This window comes from Carboxylicivirga marina (assembly GCF_016612505.1).
Taxonomy (GTDB): Bacteria; Bacteroidota; Bacteroidia; order Bacteroidales; family Marinilabiliaceae; genus Carboxylicivirga; species Carboxylicivirga marina.
Map to the genome: position 1 here is coordinate 1 of NZ_JAENRR010000152.1, position 1,100 is coordinate 1,100.

The following is a 1,100-nucleotide window of genomic DNA, read 5'->3' on the forward strand; positions in this document are numbered from 1 at the left end:
TTAGAGATACTCTAGAAAAAGGACTTTTAAACAAAGAGAAGAAAAGCAATGCAGGAGCCAAGCCATTTGATGTAGTAATGATGTTTAAAATATTGGTATTACAGCGTTATTATGGGCTTGGCGATTCACAATTAGAATACCAAATTATTGACAGAATCAGTTTTAAAAAGTTTCTTGGTCTTGAAAGTGGCGACAAGGTTCCAGACGAAAAAACGGTATGGGCTTTTCGTGAAAAACTTACAAATGAAGGTTTGGTCGAGAAAATTTTTTCACAATTTAATGATTATCTCAATTCTAAAGGGCTAATAATGAATGAAGGTAAAATGATTGACGCTAGTTTTACCGTTGCACCACGTCAACGCAATACCCGTGAGGAAAACAAGAAAATAAAGGAAGGTAAAGGCAACGACTTATGGAACGACAAGCCCAACAAGAAGAAACATAAAGATACAGATGCCCGTTGGACAAAGAAAAATGGGGAGACTTTTTACGGCTATAAAAATCATGCAAAGGTAGATACCAAAAGTAAATTCATTGATAAATATAAAGTCACTGATGCCTCGGTGCATGATTCACAAGCTTTGGACGATTTGCTTGAAGAAGAAGATAAAGGACAGGATTTTCATGCAGATAGTGCTTATACTGGTGAGGATCAGGAGAAAGTAATTGACAAATACGAAATGAACAATAAAGTGCATGAAAAAGGATATAGAAACAAGCCTTTGACTGAGCTGCAGAAAGCAAATAACAAAAAAAAATCAAAAATTCGGGCAAGAGTTGAACATGTATTTGGATTTATGGAACAAAGCATGAATGGCTTAATTGTTAAATCTATCGGAATAAAAAGAGCAACTGGTATTATTGGGCTAATCAATCTAACGTACAACATGTTTAGATACGAGCAGGTAATACGATTAAATATTTTTAGTTAATACTATGGTATTGTTAATCAGTTAGCTAGTTAAATGCGAGCAAATAGAAATTATGATAATACATCCTTAGCAAAGATTGTATTTTTGAAATGATTTGAAAATTTCGTTAAAGGGTTCTGCGATTTTATCAAGTCAAAAATTGAAAAAACTAATTTTTAGAACCCACCT

General features: G+C 33.5%; 1 protein-coding gene. It reads left to right on the forward strand.

Annotated elements, in window-relative coordinates:
- On the forward strand, positions 1 to 932 hold a 932-nt coding region (locus JIV24_RS22165; RefSeq protein ID WP_200467271.1), incomplete at its 5' end, for an IS5 family transposase.
- Positions 933 to 1,100: the final 168 nt, after the last annotated feature.